This is a genomic window from Streptomyces sp. NPDC058145 (genome assembly GCF_042884245.1).
GTDB lineage: Bacteria > Actinomycetota > Actinomycetes > Streptomycetales > Streptomycetaceae > Streptomyces.
In genome coordinates this window covers 77,238-94,100 of sequence record NZ_JBHVUH010000017.1, presented here as the reverse complement: position 1 = coordinate 94,100, position 16,863 = coordinate 77,238, and the positions used below count along the sequence as shown (strand labels likewise).

16 protein-coding genes and 2 pseudogenes are annotated in these 16,863 nt (G+C 70.1%); 12 read left to right on the top strand and 6 right to left on the bottom strand.

The features are described 5' to 3' along the window. Nucleotides 1-147: 147 nt before the first annotated feature. Nucleotides 148-2,172: a DNA/RNA non-specific endonuclease gene (locus tag ACFVVO_RS32510; protein WP_390059765.1), complete on the bottom strand. Its 2,025-nt coding sequence runs from the start codon at nucleotides 2,170-2,172 to the stop codon at nucleotides 148-150. A gap of 278 nt (nucleotides 2,173-2,450) precedes the next feature. Between ACFVVO_RS32510 and ACFVVO_RS32505 the strand changes: the two genes are divergently transcribed. Then, nucleotides 2,451-2,735 (top strand): hypothetical protein, encoded by a 285-nt coding sequence (locus tag ACFVVO_RS32505; protein WP_390059763.1) that lies wholly within the window; start codon nucleotides 2,451-2,453, stop codon nucleotides 2,733-2,735. Here ACFVVO_RS32505 and ACFVVO_RS32500 read toward each other — a convergent pair. Then, nucleotides 2,697-5,411, bottom strand: coding sequence for an AAA family ATPase (locus ACFVVO_RS32500; protein WP_390059761.1), 2,715 nt, complete (start codon nucleotides 5,409-5,411; stop codon nucleotides 2,697-2,699). The genes ACFVVO_RS32505 and ACFVVO_RS32500 overlap by 39 nt on opposite strands. Nucleotides 5,412-5,807: 396 nt before the next feature. Here ACFVVO_RS32500 and ACFVVO_RS32495 point away from each other — a divergent pair, with 396 nt between their 5' ends. The 6 genes and pseudogenes from ACFVVO_RS32495 to ACFVVO_RS32470 all read left to right on the top strand — a co-directional run bounded on the left by ACFVVO_RS32495 (nucleotide 5,808) and on the right by ACFVVO_RS32470 (nucleotide 9,456). Then, a complete protein-coding gene (locus ACFVVO_RS32495) occupies nucleotides 5,808-6,563 on the top strand; it encodes a DUF4386 family protein (protein WP_390059759.1) in 756 nt (251 codons plus the stop codon). Nucleotides 6,564-6,880: 317 nt separating this feature from the next. Further along, entirely contained in the window at nucleotides 6,881-7,114 is a 234-nt protein-coding gene (locus ACFVVO_RS32490; protein ID WP_390059758.1) for a heavy-metal-associated domain-containing protein, read from the top strand. Between the two features lie 26 nt (nucleotides 7,115-7,140). After that, the gene (locus ACFVVO_RS32485) at nucleotides 7,141-7,596 is read left to right on the top strand and encodes a hypothetical protein (RefSeq protein WP_390059756.1); all 456 of its coding nucleotides are present in this window, start codon (nucleotides 7,141-7,143) and stop codon (nucleotides 7,594-7,596) included. Between the two features lie 126 nt (nucleotides 7,597-7,722). Continuing rightward, nucleotides 7,723-7,935: a hypothetical protein gene (locus ACFVVO_RS32480; RefSeq protein WP_390059755.1), complete on the top strand. Its 213-nt coding sequence runs from the start codon at nucleotides 7,723-7,725 to the stop codon at nucleotides 7,933-7,935. Beyond that, nucleotides 7,886-8,103: pseudogene (locus ACFVVO_RS32475) on the top strand (transposase); the annotation flags it as partial. The gene ACFVVO_RS32480 and the pseudogene ACFVVO_RS32475, both read left to right, overlap by 50 nt. Nucleotides 8,104-8,247: 144 nt before the next feature. Next, a complete protein-coding gene (locus tag ACFVVO_RS32470; RefSeq protein ID WP_390059753.1) occupies nucleotides 8,248-9,456 on the top strand; it encodes an RNA-guided endonuclease InsQ/TnpB family protein in 1,209 nt (402 codons plus the stop codon). Nucleotides 9,457-9,740: 284 nt separating this feature from the next. Here ACFVVO_RS32470 and ACFVVO_RS32465 read toward each other — a convergent pair whose 3' ends face one another. From ACFVVO_RS32465 to ACFVVO_RS32455, 3 genes are all read right to left on the bottom strand, one after another. Further along, on the bottom strand, nucleotides 9,741-11,066 hold the full coding sequence (locus tag ACFVVO_RS32465) for a BN159_2729 family protein (RefSeq protein WP_390059751.1): 1,326 nt from the start codon (nucleotides 11,064-11,066) through the stop codon (nucleotides 9,741-9,743). Next, a complete protein-coding gene (locus ACFVVO_RS32460) occupies nucleotides 11,063-11,662 on the bottom strand; it encodes an RNA polymerase sigma factor (RefSeq protein WP_390059749.1) in 600 nt (199 codons plus the stop codon). Before ACFVVO_RS32460 ends, ACFVVO_RS32465 begins: the two co-directional genes overlap by 4 nt. 301 nt (nucleotides 11,663-11,963) lie before the next feature. Continuing rightward, nucleotides 11,964-12,269: a helix-turn-helix domain-containing protein gene (locus tag ACFVVO_RS32455; RefSeq protein ID WP_390059747.1), complete on the bottom strand. Its 306-nt coding sequence runs from the start codon at nucleotides 12,267-12,269 to the stop codon at nucleotides 11,964-11,966. 220 nt (nucleotides 12,270-12,489) lie between these two features. On the opposite strand from ACFVVO_RS32455, the gene ACFVVO_RS32450 reads away from it, so the two are divergent. The 3 genes from ACFVVO_RS32450 to ACFVVO_RS32440 all read left to right on the top strand — a co-directional run bounded on the left by ACFVVO_RS32450 (nucleotide 12,490) and on the right by ACFVVO_RS32440 (nucleotide 14,564). Next, nucleotides 12,490-12,990, top strand: coding sequence for a transcriptional regulator (locus ACFVVO_RS32450; RefSeq protein ID WP_390059746.1), 501 nt, complete (start codon nucleotides 12,490-12,492; stop codon nucleotides 12,988-12,990). A 557-nt stretch (nucleotides 12,991-13,547) separates the two neighbouring features. Then, complete coding sequence (locus tag ACFVVO_RS32445; protein WP_390059744.1) at nucleotides 13,548-13,787, top strand: hypothetical protein; 240 nt, start codon at nucleotides 13,548-13,550, stop codon at nucleotides 13,785-13,787. A gap of 213 nt (nucleotides 13,788-14,000) precedes the next feature. Then, complete coding sequence (locus ACFVVO_RS32440) at nucleotides 14,001-14,564, top strand: dihydrofolate reductase family protein (protein WP_390059742.1); 564 nt, start codon at nucleotides 14,001-14,003, stop codon at nucleotides 14,562-14,564. A gap of 112 nt (nucleotides 14,565-14,676) precedes the next feature. Here the strand turns inward: ACFVVO_RS32440 and ACFVVO_RS32435 are convergent. Beyond that, nucleotides 14,677-15,035, bottom strand: a pseudogene (locus ACFVVO_RS32435) (hypothetical protein); the annotation flags it as partial. A 159-nt stretch (nucleotides 15,036-15,194) separates the two neighbouring features. Here ACFVVO_RS32435 and ACFVVO_RS32430 point away from each other — a divergent pair. Continuing rightward, the gene (locus ACFVVO_RS32430; protein ID WP_390059740.1) at nucleotides 15,195-15,590 is read left to right on the top strand and encodes a hypothetical protein; all 396 of its coding nucleotides are present in this window, start codon (nucleotides 15,195-15,197) and stop codon (nucleotides 15,588-15,590) included. Nucleotides 15,591-16,414: 824 nt separating this feature from the next. Further along, the gene (locus tag ACFVVO_RS32425; protein ID WP_390059739.1) at nucleotides 16,415-16,627 is read left to right on the top strand and encodes a hypothetical protein; all 213 of its coding nucleotides are present in this window, start codon (nucleotides 16,415-16,417) and stop codon (nucleotides 16,625-16,627) included. The last annotated feature ends 236 nt before the right edge of the window (nucleotides 16,628-16,863 follow it).

The window sequence follows — 16,863 nt, the reverse complement described above, 5'->3', positions numbered from 1 at the left end:
GGAGGTACTGACAGGCCGAGTGACGGTCTTTCTCACCTGAGCCGTGCCCCGGGCGAGGACCGGGGCACGGCTGGCTGCGTCAAGGTCGTACGTCCGTTGACGTACAGGGCAGGTGCGTGGGTACCGGGCCGCGGTTGCTGGTTTTGCTCAGTCCCACTGGATGTCTGCGAGGCTGTCGAGAGGTGCTCGATCGGCTGCTGCTTCGGGAACGCTCAGGGTGTCACCCTTGTGGAGGGCAGCGGGGAAGCGCAGGTGCGTGCGGTCTTCGAGTTCACCGAGGGTGACTTGAAAGACGCGGAACTCGTCGAGTTCGAGGGCCTCGAGTTGGTTGAGGTTCTGGGTGAGCAGGAACGCCTTGGTCCTCAGTTCGCCGCGCTCGGTGAAGGTGATGACTTTGTAGAACTCACGTGGAAGCTGCTGGTTGCGGAAGGCGCGGTCGTCGTCGTGGAAGACGGGGCCACCGAACACGCTGACCTTGAGGTCGTCGACATCGGCGTCGGCGAAGACGGCGTCCTCGAGCCGGCCCCACAGGCCGTTCTTGGCGCTCTGGTTGAAGTCGTCGATCTGCGGGGTGATGTTGCTGTAGAAGAAGGAGTCCGTGTTGGCCTTCTTGGCTTCCGGAAGGCTGCCCCACAGCAGGTCTGCACGGCGGGCGATGTGGCCGCGGTCCAGCCGGTTGTTCTCGTAAAGTTCGTTGCCCACCTGGGCGGTTGCAGGAAGGCGGGGGTCTTTGACGAAGGGGATGTTGTTGCGGCTGAGCTTCTTCAGGGAGCCGCCGTCGATGTTCCAGGCCACCCAGAACGGGAAGCGTCGCTTCTTGCTGAGCGTGAGCGAGAAGTGGGTGTAAGGGATGACTTCACTGCCGTCGAGAAGGACGGCCTCGCGGGCGAGGGCGGCGTCCAGCTGCGGGGCCTCGATGCGCTCGCCGAGGAAGTCGGAGTCGTATCCCTCGACGGTTTGGATGTCTTCCGGGCGCGGCGGCGTCAGAGTGATCTCGAGTTTTTCGAAGACCGAAGCGGGCAGGCAGGCCAGGGCGTGCTCGTCGGGGTCGCCTTGTGCCTCGCCACCGAAATGCAGTCCAGCCATGACCGTGCTCGGACGGCCACCTTGTTGTTTGAACAACCACAGGGCGCCGGAGTCTCCGCCCATGCTGATCTCGTTGTTGTCCGCCGGCCGGTCAGGGTCTGGGCCGATCTCGAAGCAGCCGATGGACTTGGTTCCGACGTGACCGCCGTAATCGATCTTGACCATGGTGTCGATGCGGCGAACGATGCCGTGAGTGACCCCGGTGGTCCGCCCGCTCTTGATGACCTTGTCGTCAAGCTCCGGCTCCCCCAGCTCCTTAGGCGCTACCTCGAGTTCGAAGATCTCCTGGAGGAAGGAGCGGTCCTCGATGGTGGCGATCGCGCAGTCGCCGGCCACCCCGAGGTGGGAGCGCTTGAGCACACCGAGGTGGTTGCGGTCGACGCGGTTGTCGTCGTGCGGACCGGGCTGGACGATCTCAGCCCCCAATTCTCCATCCGGACCGTGCAGGACGTGCCAGTTACTCAGTACATACGGAGTGCCGTCGGCCTTGTCGAAGACGATGCAGCCGATCGTGCCCGCCGTCACCGTGACCGCGCCGACGCTCACGCCGGGCTCGATCGGGTCCTGGCGAACCTTACGGGCCGGGGACTCCACCTCGGCCACCCGGCGGAAGTGCGCCTTGTAAGTGCGCTCGATGACATCGGTCGGCACCTGTGTTCCGTCCACCGTGATGGTCGGGGGAATCATGGTGGTGCCCAGCCTCTCCAGCTGCTCGGGCTCGGCCTTGCTCTCGACGGTGAACTGCAGCACGATCTGCTTGCCGCGCTTGCCGCCGGTGACCTTGCGGCCGATGCCGACGGAGGTGACGTTCGGATCTTTCAGCATCTCCGCTCCACGGGCACGGACGTACTGCCGGAGCGAGGCGATCAGCTTGTCCTCGGCGGCAGCGCCGTTCTTCTGTGATGCCGGAGGCTTCTTCTTGCTGTTGGTGGCCATGACAGGGATGTCCCTTCGCCCAGAGGAGACGGCACGCGGGCATGCCCAGGCGACCCCGAGAAGGGTGCGACGGGTGCCTGACAACCGCCCAGTGTCGTCACGTATAGTAGTTAATTGTGACGGAATGTAAACAGAGGTGGCGTAGCCCAAAAGGTGGGCGGTTGTGCACCGGCTTCCCCCGCTGAGGACGCTTCGCTGCTTCCACCGGCCTCGAGCGGTCCTGGTGCGGGGAGTTCAAATCTGACCTCGCTGGTGCCACGAGGCGGGTTGAGGGTGCATGGGGCGGCAGCGGACGGGCGTCAGGTCGCCACTGAATCCGCACCACGTGACCGTTGGTTCACATCAATGGCGAGGCGTCCGAACAGGCACCCGCGCAGTGGCGCCTTCGCGATCATGAGGCGTCGCAGTGCCGTGCGCGAGTGTGGTCGTTGCCCACCGAGAACGGGAACGACGCGCAGGTAGCTCTGTGGCTGCGGCTGTCCGACACCGAGGTGTCGTGTGACGATCCCGAGTGCGCGGCGCGCGAGATGTACCTGACGAGTGACGGCAGCGCCAGTGTGCCGGCGTCCGGTCGGCTGCCCGCGTTCGCCCGGCGCGACGGCTTCGGCTACTTCGAGTACTGGACGCATCCGCACCACGACTGGACGACCCGTTCACCTGCGGGGCCGTACCGGTCACAGGTCGAGCGGGAGAGCAGTGAGCTCGGCGCGTGAGCTGACGCCCAACTTGGAGTAGCAGTTCCGCAAGTGGAACTCGACGGTGCGTGAACTGACGAACAGCTGCGCGGCCACGTCCCTGTTTGACAGGCCCTGCCGGACCAGGGCGGCGACCTGGCACTCCTGCGGGGTCAGCTCGGTGGCGGTGGTGGCGTCGCGGCGACGGGCGGTCTCCCCGGAGGCGCGCAGTTGCTGCGCGGCCCGCTCGGCCCAGGGGGTGGCGCCGAGGTCCTCGAAGAGCGCCAGCGCGGTGCGCAGGTGCTCGCGGGCGTCGACCCGGCGGCGGGAGCGCCGCAGGTGCTCGCCGAAGGCCAGGTGGGTGCGGGCCCGGTCGGGCAGCCGACGCGAATCGGCGTGCGCGGCGAGTGCCCGCTGGAAGTGCGTCTCGGCGTCGCCGTCGTCGGCGAGCAGGGCGCGGCCGTGCTCGACGACCGCGGTCGCGGCCGGCAGACCGGTGCCCGCGGCGAACCGCTCCAGCTCGGTCAGCCAGGCGTAGGCGAGGTCGGGGCGGTCTCCGCGCACGGCGGCGCCGAACAGGTCGAGGGCGGCCAGGCGGCGCCACGCCGGCCCTTTGATCTGTTCGAGGTGGTGCAGCGCGGTCGTCGGCTGCGCGGCCGCGCGCAGCCCGCGGCCCCAGAGCGCCAGGTCGGCGACGAGGCTGTCGCTGATGCCGACCGGGTGGTTCTTGCGAATCTCGGTGACCCTCTCCAAGTGCCGGTCGGCGGCGTCGTCTCCGCGCAGCGCCGCGATCAGGGCGAGCTGCGCGGTGGGCAGCGCGGTCAACCCCGGGTGGCCGGTGCCGGCGGCCAGCGGCAGTGCCTCGGCGGCGGCACCGGCGGCCTTCGACCAGGCCCCGGTCGCGATCTGGAAGTGGAAGCCTCGGGTGAGGGCGTGCTCCACCATGTTCAGCGCCCCGGCACGGCGGGCGGTGGTCAACTGCTGCTCGTGCAGCCGCAGTCCGCGCTCGTCGTCGTCGATCAGCATCGCGGCTATGCCCAGGTTGGGTTGCAGCAGGTGGTCGCCGACCGGGTCGGCGTCCGTGAGGACGAACGCGCTCCGGAAGTCTTCCGCGGCAGCCGTCCAGTCGCTGCGTACGACAGCTTGGAACCCGTGCAGCAGGTACCAGGCGGCCCGCACGCGGGACGGCGCGTCCGGTGTGGGCCTGGCCACCAGCGCCGTCGGGTTCACCGCGCGCGGGGATCGGGCGCCGAACGCCGCCAGCGACGCGGCGAGCATCGCCAGTTGAGCCGTCAGTGCCGTGTCCACGCCGGAGGCGACCTCGGCGGCCTGCAGAATGAGGTCGTAGCCGTCGTTCAGCGAGTGGGTGTTCCACTCGATCTGCCCTTGCAGCGCGAGCAGTTGAGCCCGTGGCAATGGATCGGTCACGTCCGCCCTGGCGGCGTTGGCCAGTGCCGAGGCACGCGAGGGGTGCGCGCCCAGCCAGGCCGAGGACGCGGCCAGGTACAGCCGCCGACCTCGCGCGCCACCGTCGGCGGTGAGCTCGGCGGCGCGGGCCCACGCGGCGGCCGCCGCCTCGTGGCCACCGCGGGCCGCGGCTCGCTCGGCCACCCCGTCGAGGGCGGCGACGACGTTCTCGTCGGGCCGGTCGGTGGCGGCGGCCAGGTGCCAGGCCCGCCGCTCGGGGTCGCCGGTCAGCACCTCGGCGAGCACACGGTGCGCGGCGCGGCGCTGTGCGCTGGTGGCCGCCCGGTAGACCGTCGAGCGCACCAGCGGGTGGTAGAGGGCGACGGTAGCGCCGTCCACGCGCAGCAACCCGGACCGCTCCACCGCGTCCAGGGCGGTATCGGCGGCGTCGAGGCGCTCGGCGGCGTCGCGGACCACGGTCAGCCGGGCGGTGTCGTCGGCCGCGGCGACCAGCAGGAGCCGCTGCTCGGGTTCGTCCAGGCGGCGGTATCGGTCGAGGAAGGCGCGCTCCACGCCGTCGGTCAGCGGCAGCGGGGCGGCTAGCGGCGCCCGGCCGGTCAGTTGGTCGGTGGTGAGCACTCCGGCCAGCTCGACCAGCGCGAGCGGGTTGCCGCCGGTACCCGTGACCAGTTGGTCGCGCACCGCCGGGTCGATACCGGTCCCGGCATGGGCGGACAGCAGCGTGTCGGCATCGGCGCCGCTCACGCCGCCCAGCGTGACGGTGGGCAAGTCTCTGGCGTCGAAGCGGCGGGCGTCGCCGTCGCGTGCGGCGAACAGCAACGCCACGCGCTCGGCTTGCATCCGGCGTGCGGCGAACAGCAGCGCCGCGGCCGACGCGTCGTCGAGCCAGTGGGCGTCGTCGACGATGACCAGCAGCGGCGCCTGTTCGGCGGCGTCGGCGAGCAGGCTCAGCGTGCCGAGGAACGCGAGGAAGCGGTCGCCCTCGTTCTCGGCCTCGCCCATCGCCGCGCGCAGTGCCGCGGCCTGCGGCGCCGGCAGGTTGTCGATACAGGTGCGCAGCGGCCACAGCAGCCGTTGCAGCGCGGCGAAGGCCAGCGGCGATTCGGACTCCACGCCGGAGGTGCGTAGCACTCGCAGGTCCGAGGCGGTTACCAGGGCGTCGGCCAGCAGCGTCGACTTGCCGACCCCGGCGACGCCGCGCACCACCAGCGAGCCGCCGCTGCCGGCACGGGCGGCGTCGAGCAGGGCGGCGATGGCCGCGCGTTCGGGTTCCCGTCCGACCAGCACGGCTCCGATGCTATCGAACACCGCGTGTGTGCACGCACGCGGCGAGCGTGGCAGCCGACCACCGCCCCGACCACGGCCCCGGCCTCCAGCCAGGGGCCATGTCGGCCCACCCCGCCGCCGAACCGGCGGCTTCCACCGACGGGCATCGGTTTCCGCGCACAACCCCGTCGCCCCGGCGCCCGCACCCTGATCCAGGGGCGGCCCCGTCGTCGTGGTCGCGGCGTGCTGCTGCCCTGGCCGATCCCGGCGGAAAACCCGGCGATTTCCCCAGTGAGACGCACTGACCCCGGCGCCCACTCTTGCTTCTGACGGCGTCGGCACCGCCGCCGTCGACGACGCGGGCTGTGCCCTCGTCCCGTAACACCGTCCATTCCGCACGCCACCCGGAGGTCTGCCGTGTCCCGTACATCGCCCGCCCTCAGCACCACCCCCGCCTCCGAGCACACCGAACCCCTGGCCCTTCGTACGTCGCTGCGCCTGTCCGCCACTCTGCTGCTCTCGGGACAGCTCCTCTACATCGGCGTCACCCAGTTCCACGCCGGCGGGGACGCGAACAACCACCGCGCCGTGTTCGGCGAGTACGCCGGCAGCGGGAGCTGGACGGTCGTGCACCTCGGCCAGTTCGCAGGTATGGCGGTCTTCCTCGCGGGCCTGTTCGCCCTGTTCTCCGCCCTGGACCTTCGGGCGGCAACGGCGAGATGGGCGGGCCGATTCGGTGCCGCTTCGGCGGTGGCGGCGCTGGCGCTGTACGGCGTCCTCCAGGCGGTGGACGGGGTCGCCCTCAAGCAGGCCGTGAACGCGTGGGTGAGCGCCCCGAGTGCCGAGAAGACGGCACGCTTCGCGAGCGCCGAGGCAATCCGCTGGCTCGAGTGGGGAGTGAGGAGCTACCACGACTTCGCTCTCGGTCTCGCATTGCTCCTGTTCGCGGTCGCGGCCGCGCGGACGGCCTGGGTCCCGCGGCCGATACCCCACCTGATGGGGCTTTCCGGCCTCGCCTACCTTGTGCAGGGCTGGGTGGTCGGCACCGGGGGTTTCTCGCAAACGGAGACCATCGCCATCGTGCTGGCGTTCGTCCTGGACGTGGCATGGACGATCTGGCTCGTCGTGACCGCGTGGCGGATGCCGGATTCGGAGGCCCCGTCTCCCAGTTGATGAACGCAGGGGCCCCGCGGCGCCGCTCCCCTTCGACATCGCCGGCGACAGCGCCGAATCGTGAACGACGTGTCGAATCGCCGACGACCGCGCAGACGCGGAGGCGAAGACCGGCGGCCACCCATCCTCACCCCGTTCGCCGTACCTGGTGGCAGGCCCGGCAGTGACGCCACCCGGCGCGGTCCCGACGCACAGGACCACTGACCGGGCCAGACCCGGCGAAGAACCCGGCGATTTCCCCGGTAAGACGGACCCGCCCCCGGACCGACTCTGCTGTCCGACCGCACCACCACCGACTACACATCGAGGAGTTCCCCTTGCTCTCCGGTACACCCCGCACCTTCATCGGCTCGACCACCTTCGAAGTCACCGGCGTGACCTGCGCACATTGCGTCCGCTCTGTCACCGAGGAGGTCTCGAGGGTCGCCGGCGTCGAGTCCGTCACCGTCGACCACGCCACCGGCAGCGTCACCGTCACCGCCTCCCAGCCAGTCGACCGCGCCGACATCGCCGCCGCGGTCGACGAGGCCGGCTACGCCCTCGTCCCGTGACCCGCGCCCTGCCCCGGAGACATGCCATGCACAGCGAATCCGCCACCCCGAGCACAGCCCCCGCGCCCGCCGACACCATGGCGCAGGGCGGCTACCGCCCGAGCGCCAAGAAGTTCGCCCTGCACTATGCCGAGATGGTCGCGGCCATGGCCGTCGGCATGGTGGTCCTGCACCCGGTGTGGATGTTCGTCCTCGACGTTCTCGGCGCCGCCGGACTGATGCGCAACCCGTACTCCGGCGCGCTGATCATGGCGACAAACATGACGGTGGCCATGTCCGCGTGGATGAGGTTCCGTGGCCACCGTTGGCGGCCCATCGCCGAGATGGGCGCGGCCATGTACGTGCCCTTCCTGGTGCTGTTCGTGCCACTGGCGCTCGACCTCATCGACACCGGCGCCCTGATGCTCTGGGGCCACCTGCTCATGGTCCCGGCGATGGCCGTAGCCATGCTGCTGCGCCCGCGCGAGTACGCCCACTGCTGAGGCTCCCACCCCGGCGACGCAGTGGTACCCGCGGCCTCACCGAACCCGACACGGGCGGCGGGAGCCGCCCCCGGCTCCCGCCGCCACGTCCGTCCCGTCCGACCACCCCGCGACAGGACACCCGCGATGACCGAGATCACCATCCGCCGGGCCACGCCCGAGGACGCCGCTGACGTGGCCGCGATGGTCCGCGAGATCGCCGTCCACGAGGACAGGGCGGCGCACGTACACGTCGCCGACGAGCAGTGGTGCGCCCTGCTCGGACGCCCCGAGGTGATCGTCCTGCTGGGGCCGCGCACGGCCCCTCGCCTTCACTGTCACCGCAGGCCAGGCCGGTGATGCACCCGCCTTCGAGACGGTGATGTCCCGCATCCGCGTGCCCCGCACCGGCCCCGGCAGGCCAGGACCCGGCCACTGGCCATTTTGGCCGACCGCGCGTATTCCTCACGCGCCATCCGCAGCCACCTGCGGCGCCGGGGCATCCGAGAGGTCATCGGGTCTCCTTCGTGGATACCCCGGCCTTCAGGCCGGGGAGGAAACGAGGCTCTCGCGTAGCGGGGCAGGGAGAGGCGAATCGCCGCCAGGGCGATTCGGCGTCTATGGCCACCGGCCGAACCCGCCGCTCACACGGGAACTGATAGAATGTGAGGCGTGACGCAGCAGGTTAAGCGGGCGTTCAAGTACCGCTTTTACCCCACGAATGAGCAGGCAGCAGAGCTGTCCCGCACGTTCGGCTGCGTCCGCCTCGTGTACAACAAGGCGTTGGAGGAGCGCACTCGCGCGTGGTACGGCGAGCAGCGCCGCCTCTCCTACGTGCAGTCCTCCGCGGCGCTGACGCAGTGGAAGAAGACCGAGGAACTGGCCTTCCTGGCGGAGGTGTCCTCCGTCCCTCTTCAGCAGGCGCTGCGCCACCTTCAGACCGCGTTCGGGAACTTCTTCGCCAAGCGAGCGAAGTACCCGCGCTACAAGAGCCGGAAGAAGTCCCGAGCGTCGGCCGAGTACACCCGCAGCGCGTTCACGTGGCGTGACGGGAAGCTGACGCTGGCGAAGATGGCCCAGCCACTGGACATCCGCTGGTCGCGTCCCCTGCCCGAAGGCGTGGAGCCGACGACCGTGACAGTGTCCCGCGACGCGGCCGGGCGTTGGTTCGTGTCCCTGCTGTGCGAGGACACCATCACCCCGGCCCCCGCAACCACGCAGGCCGTCGGCATCGACGCCGGGATCACGTCCCTGGTGACGCTGTCCACCGGGGAGAAGATCGCCAACCCGAAGCACGAACGCCGCGACCGCGCCCGCCTCGCCCGCGCACAGCGCGAGCTGTCGCGGAAGACGAAGGGCTCGGCCAACCGCGAGAAGGCCCGGGTTAAGGTCGCTCGCATCCACGCCCGGATCGCCGACCGGCGCCGCGACTACCTGCACAAGCTGTCCACTCGGCTCGTCCGTGAGAACCAAACGGTCGTGATCGAGGACCTCACCGTCCGCAACCTGCTGAAGAACCACTCGCTCGCGCGAGCCATCTCCGACGCGTCGTGGACGGAAATTCGCTCCATGCTGGAGTACAAGTGCGCCTGGTACGGGCGCGAACTCGTCGCGATCGACCGCTTCTTCCCCAGCTCGAAGCTGTGCGGGGTCTGCGGCACGGTCCGCGAGAAGCTGCCGCTAAACGTCCGCGAGTGGACGTGCGACTGTGGCGCCGTGCATGACCGCGACGTGAACGCGGCACGCAACATCCTGGCCGCCGGGCTGGCGGCGTCTGCCTGTGGAGACGGTGTAAGACCTCAACGGGAGTCCTCCCGGACGGGGCGGTCGTCGATGAAGCAGGAACCCCAGCGGGCGACCGCTGGAATCCCCCGCCTTTAGGCGGGGGAGGAAGTCAACTGCGGCTTCTCCAGCCAGTGCGACAGCACCAGCGCCTGATCGCTCGTGAGTTTGATCGTGACCTGGCCATCACCCAGCACGCACACCCCTACGGCTCGACCCTCACTGTCGAGCACACGAATCTGCTCCGGCCTTGAGCCGACAGGTCGGGTCCCCTCCCCCGGCAGCCGGGCTGGTGCGGAGTGGGCGGCCGCCGACTGCCGTGCGGCGCTCCCGCGTTGAGGATCCGGGGCTGCACGGGGGCAGGCCGGCAGTGGGAGGCGTGGTCAGCCTGTTTCGTGGTGGTCGGGGTTCGCGGCGGCGGGGGTGAGGGGCCCGTTGGCCACCACGATGGAGGTGAGCGGGTAGGGCGGGCCGCTGGTTCCGCCCAGGGTGAGAAGGGGGGTGTCGTCCTCCTGGCGCAGGCCGTCGTAGAGCCAGGTCTGGCCGAGGCGGTCGGTGTGGCCGAGGGCGAGGTCGTAGACGCGGCCCCCCAGCAGGAAGGGTTCGGCGGCCTGCTGGGCCGCCTCCTGAAGGAGACGGGGCACGGCCTCCGCGGTGAGATGGACCTCCACACCGTCGAGGTGCCCGGTGGCGGTCTGGACCCATCCGCTGCGGTGGGTCGGCGCGTTCAGGGGCGCACCGATCGCGGTCAGCCAGTACTCCCAGTCGCTCAGCGACACAGCGTGGATGTGGACGTCGACGCGGTCATGGTCCGCGGTGATCCCTGTGACCTCGAGCCGGGCCGCGTTCTCGGCCCGCAGCCTGGCCGCCGTGACCGCGGCCGAGGGCTGCGCCTGACTCTCGCCGGCCGTGCGCGGCTCCTGGGCACCGGTGCTCCGGGTCGGGGCGGGTTCGAGTGCGGTCGGCTGCTGGACGAGGGCCGGTTCGAGCGTCGCGGCCTGCTGGGCAGGGGGCGGGGGCTGGGCCTGGCCCCCGCCGTCCGTGCGCTGCCCCTGGGCGCCGCTGTTCTGTCCGGTGACCGATCCGAGCGCGAACGGCTGCCGGGCGGCAGCCAGGGCGAGCGCGGCGGTCTGCTGGGCGCAGGCCGGGGCAGCCGCGGCGGCCTGCTGAGCCGGGGGCTGGGTCTGGCCCCCGTCGGCCGTGCGCGGCTCCTGGGCGCAGGCGCTCGGGGCGGGTGCCGGGGCGCGCACGGCGGCCTGCTGGGCGGGAACCGGTTCGAGCGCGGCCGGCTGCCGGCCGACAGCCGGGGCCGCCGTGATGGACGGGGCGTCGCAGGAATCGAGTACGTTCGCGCCCGCGGGGCACGGCTCGGACGCGCCCAGGATGCGCAGCGGGCGGGGCGTTGTGGGTGGGCCGGGGGTGTCCTCGCCAAAGCGGGGCGCTGTGACCGCCTCCCACAGGGTGGGCGCGCCCGGTGCGGGGTGCGCCTCGATCCCGGTGACCTCGCATCCGGCGTCGGCGGGTTCCGCCTCAAGGTCAGGGGGCGGCGTCCGGTGCTGTTGTCTGAGCCGTCTGAGGGTGTCGGCGCCGCCCGTTTCCACCAGGCGGCCCTGTGCGTTGAGATCGGCGATGAAGGCGTGGGCGAGTTCGCTGAGCCGGGCGGTGAGTTCCCGCTCGAGGTCGGTGTCCTTGTTGTAGGCGATGGTCATGCCACAGCTCCCGGGTAGGCCTTGCGGAGGGAGTCGAGCGCGCGCCACTGGAGGGTTTTGACGGCGCCGTCGGTGGTGCCCATGGTGCGGGCGGTCTCGCGGACGGACATCTCGCCCAGGAACCGCAGCCGGATGACGATTTGCTGACGGGGGGTGATCTCGGAGAGGGCGTGGTGCAGGTCGTCCATTGCGAGGGAGAACAGAACGGTTTCTTCTGGGTCGCTCACCAGCGGGGCCCAGGTATCTGTCACCTGGGTGATGTGGTCGACGAAGGTGAGGTTGCGGGTCGTGGCGGTCTTGAAGTGGTCGGCGACCGCATGACGTGCGATGGTGCACAGCCAGGCACGGATCGACGTCCCGTTCCAGGTAAAGGTGTTGATCTTGATCCATGCCTTCATGAAGACGTCCGCGGTGAGGTCCTCGGCCAGGGCGGTATGCGATCTGACGCGCTGGCCGATGAGTGTGGCGATGACACCGTGGTGCATCCGGTACAGCTCGGCGAACGCCTCGCGATCGCCTTGCTGGGCGCGGGTGATGAGGGCCAATTCCCCCGAGGCGCCGCCGTCGAGGGCAGCGTCATGAACCTGAGTGGTCAAGGATTGCTCCCGGTCGTTGGGAAGGAAAGTAGTGAGGTGGGCTGCCGGCAGAACGTGAGGCGGGGCTCGCGAGCACCGCCCTGCGGGCCGTAAGCCCCGGGGACGAAGGAACCGGGCCGACTCTCAGCCGGCCGCATACCGGCCGAGGCCCCCTGCCCGGTGAGGATCGGGTCGGTTCTCGTTCTCGGACGGCCGCATACCGGCCGAGGCCCCCTGCCCGGTGAGGATCGGGCCGGTTCTCGTTCTCGGACGGCCGCATGCCGGCCGAGGCCCCCGTGCCCGGTGAGGATCGGGCCGGTTCTCAGTCGGCCGCGTGCCGGCCGGCGTCCCCGTGCCGCAGGCGGTGCCGCTCCCGGGCGGGCACACGCCGGCGCTGCGGAAGGCTGCGCTGCATCGTCTGCGGGTCGTCGTAGACGAGCGCGTCGAGCCGGACGCTGTAGGCGTCGCGCAGCGTCCAGAGTGTGGCCAGGCTCGGCTGTTTCGTTCCCCTCGCGAGCCGGTGGAGCGTCGACCTGCTGATACCGGTGCGCTGCGCCATGTCGGCGACGCTTTCGTCACCCAGCTCCCTGGCCTTGAGCAGGAGCGTGGCCATATGGAGGCGAAGCATGGTCAATAGACCCCCTCAGCAACGTGCAGCCGTGCGGCTGACCCACACGCGCGCAACATATGCAAGTTGCCGGAAATGAGTGACGCAAGGGTATTTTGATTCGCACACCAATACGAGATTCGGGATGTGGCCTGCACAAATGCCGATCTAGGTTGTGACCTGCAAAGGTGCACGCGTGCAACCAGTATGTGACAACATGCCTGCGCGCTACCCTCCGACCATGCGGAGTGCGAAGGATTCCCCCCACGAGAGCCGGGCCAAACGGCAGGCTCAGGCGCAGCGGATCGGCGCGTATCTCACCCAGGCCGCGACGGCGGCCGGATACGACGTCCGCCGGCGCCACGGCGGCCGGGCGCAACTGGCGGCCGCGACCGGTCTGAGCCTGACCACGATCAGCCGGACGCTGGACGGCAAAACATTACCGCTGTCCTCGCAATTGACGACGTGGGCGACCGTCCTCAACCTCGATCACCGCAGAGTTCTGGTGGAGAGCGGTCTCATTCCCGAGCAGCGAGGACCTGAATCACCACGACGGGGACCGGACGCGGCAACGCTCTCGCCGGACGAGGCCATGACCGCGTGGAGAATCACCGATCCCATCATCCGCAGGACACTGAACGGGAGCATCGTCCACGCGATCGAACTCCAGGCGGAAATCGACGCGGCCGCGGGATCCCGGGCCATGCACGAAGACAACGGCACGTGGCGCACCCGCAGATGACACCACTCCCGCCCAGATCCCCCTCCCCCGGATCACCGCGTGCCGGCCGTCGCGGCATGAACCGACCGCCCGAGCAGGGAGCGTGACGCACACCGGCCGGCCCATCATCGCGGGACGAGCGGGCCGGTATCGCAAAGCGCGCGGGCCCGTATCGCCAGGCGAGCGCGGCCCGGTATCGCGCGACGAAGGGGCCCCTATCGCCAGGAGCGCGGGCCGGGGTGCGTCATCTGCCGCACCACTGGGCCGGTGGTCCGGCGCTGCAGGGGTCGGCGGCGCGGCCCGGCTGGACCGGGGCCGGGCCGCCGCGTACCGCGATCACCGGCAGCCCCGTGCCTGCGGCCGCGCCGAAATCGAGCACATGCGCGCCCGCCGGGTCCACCCCCCTCGGCAATGGCTCTCCCGCTAAGCTCGGCGGAATCTTCCCGGAATCCAGTGCCCGCACCACGGCTCACGATCACCGGAAGAGCGGGGAATATCCTCCTGCCGTGCCACATCCAGCGGGTCGAAAAGGGCCACGCCGAGAGGGGTATCAGGTGCTTGTCGTACACGGAGCCCCCATGACCGCTGTCGTGCGCAGCCACACCGGCGAGGCGGTGGTCCTGCTTTCCGGCGACGCGCTGCGGCAGGTACCGGAGACGACGTTCACCGACATGATCAAAGCTGCTGCCGCCGTCCTCAGCGCCGAAGAACTCAAGACCGTCCACAACGCCGTTCCCGCACTCGGCACAGGCCCGCCGGATTTCCATGTCCATGTCGACGGAAACGAGTTGACGGTCTACCGACTGATCGTCAGCTGAGTTGCGTCTGCGGCCGATGAACCCGATTCGTCTTTCCCTTTACGGTGGGGCAACCGGTCCTCCCGGCGAAGCCCGCCCTGGGCGACTTAAGGTTTTTCCCGGCGAAATGATCTCGCGAGACGACTCGGCCCCTGGGGGATGTCGCGAGCCGTGATGAGTTCTGCGGCGTCAGGCGGTCGTACTGTCGAACCCGTCACCCGAGGAGGACTTTGGATGCGCAGCGTGACCTATTCGATGAACGTCTCACTGGACGGCTACATCGTCGGGCCGGACGGCGGATTCGGCTGGACGGCGCCCGACGAGGAGGTCTTCCGCTTCTGGATCGAGGAGATCCGCCAGGTCGGCGTCCACCTGCTGGGACGACGGCTGTACGAGACGATGCTGTACTGGGAGAGCGCCGACCAGGACCCCACGCTCGACGCCTCCGAGCTCGAGTGGACCGCGCTGTGGAAGCCGCTTCCCAAGGTGGTGTTCTCCACCACGCTGCCGGCGGTGCAGGGCCATGCCCGCCTGGCCTCCGGCACCCTGGCGGAAGAGATCGAGCGGCTGCGAGCCGAGCCGGGCCAGGGCGACATCGCGATCGGCGGCGCGACACTCGCCGCCGAAGCCGCCGCATCGGGCCTGATCGACGAATACCGGACCGTGGTCTACCCGGTACTGGTCGGCGGCGGCACCCCGTTCTTCCCCCGACACGAGCGCCGGGTGGATCTCGAACTCGTCGAGACCCGCACCTTCCACTCCAACGTCGTCTACCTCCGCTACCGCGTGGCACGGTAGGACCTGCTGGGGGCATCACCGGCCGGCATCCCCGTGGCCGTACACCAACGGCCACGGCGCCACGGCCACAACCGCAGCCGCAGCCGCAGCCGCGGGGAGTCTCTCTGTCTCCTTACTGCGGTCGCATGAGGTCCAGGTCCTCGCCCCATGCATCCCGTACCTCGCCGTGTCCGGCCCCTCGGGCCGCCGCCTCGACACGGGTGAACAGGTACCGCTGCAGGGATACGTCGCCTGTCGCCGAGATGCGGTCCACGGCACGGAGCAACACGCCGCTGTGCCGGCCCGCAAGCGGGTGCCGGGCGAGCCCCCCTGACGGTACTTGGGGCAGGGGCGGGGACGCCGGTCGAGAGCGAAGAGCAGCTCCAGCAGGAACCGGACGCTGTCGGCGGCATCGAGGCGAGCGACGAGCACCTGGCCGTCCCGGTGGTTGTTCACGCAGCGGTGGAGCGAGTTGGCGCAGGTGTCGAGCCAACAGCAGAGGTTCACCACTTCGAAAGGCACCGCCGTCCGGCGCTGCCCGATTGCGACGGCGGCACTCGGGCTTCAACGTCCGTGGGCGCCGCGCCTGCCAAGGCCGCCCCTCCGGGCCATCGAACACGTCAGGCGGGAGCCAGGTGTGATCCTGCAGGGATGAACCTTCTCGGCGACGCGCACCTGCGTACCTGGACGCTGCGATTTATGGCTCTCCTCGCAGCCGACATCCAGGCTCAGCTTGCCTGGCTGGGTGAGCGGGAGACGGAGACGGAGTTGGTCGTTGAAGAGGTGGAACTCCTCTGCCGCATCAGCGAGGGACTCGCGGAACGCGGAGCCTTCGAACCCGGGAATCTGCGCGATCTTCAGGCCATCGGCCGTTGCCTCGCCGAGACCGATGCCGCCTGCCGCGCCCGCCTCTGGGCCAACGCCCTGGCCACAGATCCGGCATGGGACGCAGTACGTCCTCTCGCCCGCCGGTTTCTCCTCACGGCGCTGGGCGACTGGCGTCAGCCCCTGCCACGCCCTCCCCACCCGCACACGGGCGACCACTGAGCACATCCAGACCGGCTGAGTGACTCTGCCGCGGTGAGCCCCGCCGCGGCTTTCGGCGAAAATCTCACGCATCGTTCGAACCCTCGGTGCACCAGGGCGCCTCGGCGAAGTGATGCACATACGCGGTTCGTTCTCATGAACACAGCCAAGCACCCACAGCCCCGCGACCCAGGCCACCTCGGACTCCTCACCCGTCCGGTGCCGCCCCCGGGTCCGGGCGTATCCGGCCGGCAACCGCTCGCCCGGCCGGCGCATGCCCCGTGGCCGCACCCGGTACGCCCCCGCACACCCACCCACCGGTGGCACGACTGCGCGGTGCCGCCGCCCGGCCGTGCGGAGGCGCCGACTGCACGCCCCCGGCCCCCCGTCCGACCGGCACGGCGGCCGGCTGCGCGCCGCCGTGCCGCGCCGGCGCAGCCGGCCCCGGTCACGCTGCGCGAATGAACAGCCGTACGACTTTGAACGAATGTCGCATTTGGATTGTTTGCGCTTTTCCTTCGGCTTCAGCTACTGTCCAGGCCCTCCGGACGAACTGTTCGGAGACTTCGGACGGTTGGGCGGCTCTCCCCCAGTTCCGCCGTGCCCCGACTCGGCAGCCGGGTTTCCGCATGACCCGGCTGCAAGGAAGGGACTTGTTGCCGTCCACCGACCCTCCCGGCGCGGGCCGTGCAGACAACCTGCTGCTCGCTCACTGTCAGCCGGAACGCGCCGGCAGGTTCGGAAAACGAGGGCCGGACAGCGGCCCAGCGGCACACGTTGGGACGTGACCCACCGGAACTCGCATGGGTTCACACACCACTTGAAGGATGAAAGGAACCATTTTCATGAACACGGACCAGCTCGAGGCCGAGACCGCGGACCTGCTGCCGGGGCGTGAGGCGCTCGGCAAGTTCTCGTTCAACTTCGCCAAGATGACCACCGTCACGAAGAAGGTGGCCCACGTGGACGCGCACAACGAGTCGGCCGCGCTGAACCAGTGCTCGCCGTACGCGGTCGCCCAGTCCGAGGCCACCCAGGGCATCAGCGTGCAGCAGTAACACACGGAAGCCGGGCAGGGCCGGGTCGGTGGACGGACCCGGCCCTGCCCGGCTCACCCGGCGGACACGCACCGCAGCCGCGCCCGCTCCCCCCACAAATGCACCAACCACATCTCACGGCCAGCGCACCAAGCAACGTCACCGTCAACGCAGTCGGCGGCGGACGCCGCGAGTAAACGCCCGGCCGCACCGGCCCTCGAACGGTCGGACCCGCTGCGCCCGGACCGCTCTTCCCG

Excerpts from the sequence above, each read along its gene's own strand:
- ACFVVO_RS32485 (WP_390059756.1), top strand. The coding sequence starts at position 7,141 with ATGCACAGCGAATCCGCCACCCCGAGCACAGCCCCCGCGCCCGCCGAC.
- ACFVVO_RS32480 (WP_390059755.1), top strand. The coding sequence starts at position 7,723 with ATGACCGAGATCACCATCCGCCGGGCCACGCCCGAGGACGCCGCTGAC.
- ACFVVO_RS32465 (WP_390059751.1), bottom strand. The coding sequence starts at position 11,066 with ATGACCATCGCCTACAACAAGGACACCGACCTCGAGCGGGAACTCACC.
- ACFVVO_RS32455 (WP_390059747.1), bottom strand. The coding sequence starts at position 12,269 with ATGCTTCGCCTCCATATGGCCACGCTCCTGCTCAAGGCCAGGGAGCTG.
- ACFVVO_RS32450 (WP_390059746.1), top strand. The coding sequence starts at position 12,490 with ATGCGGAGTGCGAAGGATTCCCCCCACGAGAGCCGGGCCAAACGGCAG.
- ACFVVO_RS32445 (WP_390059744.1), top strand. The coding sequence starts at position 13,548 with ATGACCGCTGTCGTGCGCAGCCACACCGGCGAGGCGGTGGTCCTGCTT.
- ACFVVO_RS32440 (WP_390059742.1), top strand. The coding sequence starts at position 14,001 with ATGCGCAGCGTGACCTATTCGATGAACGTCTCACTGGACGGCTACATC.
- ACFVVO_RS32430 (WP_390059740.1), top strand. The coding sequence starts at position 15,195 with ATGAACCTTCTCGGCGACGCGCACCTGCGTACCTGGACGCTGCGATTT.
- ACFVVO_RS32425 (WP_390059739.1), top strand. The coding sequence starts at position 16,415 with ATGAACACGGACCAGCTCGAGGCCGAGACCGCGGACCTGCTGCCGGGG.